The sequence below is a fragment of the Acidobacteriota bacterium genome, assembly GCA_012517875.1.
In the GTDB taxonomy this organism is placed as follows: Bacteria; Acidobacteriota; JAAYUB01; order JAAYUB01; family JAAYUB01; genus JAAYUB01.
Genome location: JAAYUB010000059.1, coordinates 1 through 2,002, shown reverse-complemented (window position 1 = coordinate 2,002; position 2,002 = coordinate 1). Strand labels below are relative to the sequence as shown.

1 protein-coding gene and 1 pseudogene are annotated in these 2,002 nt (G+C 64.2%); one reads left to right on the top strand and one right to left on the bottom strand.

Going from position 1 to position 2,002, the window contains the following annotated elements; translation table 11 throughout:
- Positions 1 to 240 precede the first annotated feature (240 nt).
- Positions 241 to 684, top strand: a pseudogene (locus GX414_06670) (transposase).
- A 544-nt stretch (positions 685 to 1,228) separates the two neighbouring features.
- On the opposite strand, the gene GX414_06665 reads toward GX414_06670, so the two are convergent.
- A partial coding sequence (locus GX414_06665; GenBank protein NLI46773.1) for a peptidase S41 occupies positions 1,229 to 2,002 on the bottom strand: 774 nt, incomplete at its 5' end.

The following is a 2,002-nucleotide window of genomic DNA, read 5'->3' as shown; positions in this document are numbered from 1 at the left end:
TCATTCGGCTCGTCGCCGCGATCCGCATCCCGAAGGGAGGCGGGGATATTAGCCGGTGGCCAGGCCGGGCCTGAAAGGCCGGCCGCAGCCACCGGAAAGCGAATCATTGGAAAGATCGTGCCGCGCCCCGGAGGCGGCGCGAGGAAGATTGTCCCCACCCGATCCGAACGAATCGTCGGCCCATCCTGAACACTTGGATTCTCGTCCGTTAATAGTAAAACCTGTGGAAGGGAGTCCGTCATGCCATCCACCCATCTGAGTCTGTTCGTTCATGCCATCTTCAGCACCAAGAACCGCCAGCCGTGGATCACCCCCGACTGGCGCGACCGCCTGCACGAGTACATGGGCGGGCGCGTCCGGTCGCTGGGCGCGGTCCCGGTGTCGGTCGGCGGGGTCGAAGACCATGCCCATGTGCTCATGGACTTCAAAGCCACCCACCGCATCGCCGACTTGTTGCGCGACCTCAAGGGGGGCGCGTCCGAGTGGGTGCACGAGACGCTGCACCGTCCGGAGTTCGCCTGGCAGGAAGGGTACGGCGCGTTCACCGTAAGTCCGGACCGGCGGGAGGCGGTCCGGCACCACATTGAACATCAGGAAGAACACCATCGGCAGGAGACCTTCCAGGAAGAATACCGCCGCTTCCTGGACACTTCTGGCACGCCGTATGATGAACGCTATCTGTGGTGCCGGCTCCCCGCGCCCGCTCCGGGGCGCGGTCACCGTGGCAGGCCGCGTTCGCCGACCGCGGCCCGATGTACCTCGCGCTGCTGCCGCGCGCGAGTTCAACCACGGTCAGATCATGCGGTCTGATGCCGCATTCGTCACGCACCAGCCAAAATCCGCCTATGGCACCGCCGGAAGATCACCGTCCTGCCATCTGGATTCTCCACCTCTTGCCACCGGAACTCCCCCAAGTTGAACAACGGAGTCCCCACCATCTTGCAGATGGAACTTGCGGCCGGAGGCCGCGAGGTACCTTGAACGCGGCCTTTTGTATCGGCACGATCCGATACTGTTGATTGGTGATGGTTGATCGTTGGGGGCAAGAGCCGAACCATGAGCCGCTAGACCCGAAGGCTGATGTACGCTGATCGGGAACGAGGCCCGAGCCTCCAGCCCCGAGCCTCGATCACGATCACGATTACGAATCTCGGTTACGATTACGAATTACGAGCACGAATTACGAAAACAACAAGCTTCGTACTCCTAACAGTTCACTGCTCACTATTCACTGCTTCAGCAGCTCCGCCACCGCGGCCTCGAGCTGCTGATCGCGCCCGGCGCTCATGACGCCCGGCTCGTTGCGCACTCGGATGTCGGGCTCGAGCTGGTTGTTCTCGCAGAACTTGCCGTCGGGGGTGCGCCAGCCGCCCATGGGGATCCCGAAGACCAGCGTCGGGTCGATCTGCGCCTCCCACCAGACGAACGTGCCGGTTCCCGGCACGGGCATGCCCAGGGTCTTGCCGACGCCCTTGAGCTTGTAGGCGACCGGAAAGAGGTGCGCGTCGGAGTAGTTCCCCTCGCCCATCACCACGATGGAGGGCTTGGTCCACTTGTCGTACGGCTCCGAGCCGATGTACTGGCCGTGGGGGATGATGTCGAAGTACTTGCGGCCGCTCAGGAAGTCGGAAAGCTCCTCGTGGATGTTGCCGCCGCCGTTGAAGCGGGTGTCCACGATCAGCGCCTGCGTGCCGACGTGGCGGCCCAGCGCCTCCTCGAACACGGTGCGCATGCTGGGGTCGTTCATGGCCCGCACATGCACGTAGCCGATCTTCCCGCCGGACAGCCGCTCCACTTCGTCTCGGCGGTTTTTCACCCAGCGCTGGTAGAGCAGCTCCTGCATCGCGCCGGCGGCGATGGGCTTCACCGTCTCCTCCCACCGGGTGCCGGCGGCCGGGTCGTACACCGACAGCAGGGTGGTCTTGCCCGCCTTCCGGTTCAGGAGCCGGCTGTAGTCGATCCCCGCGGTGAGCGGCTGGCCGTCGATCTTCTCCAGCACGTG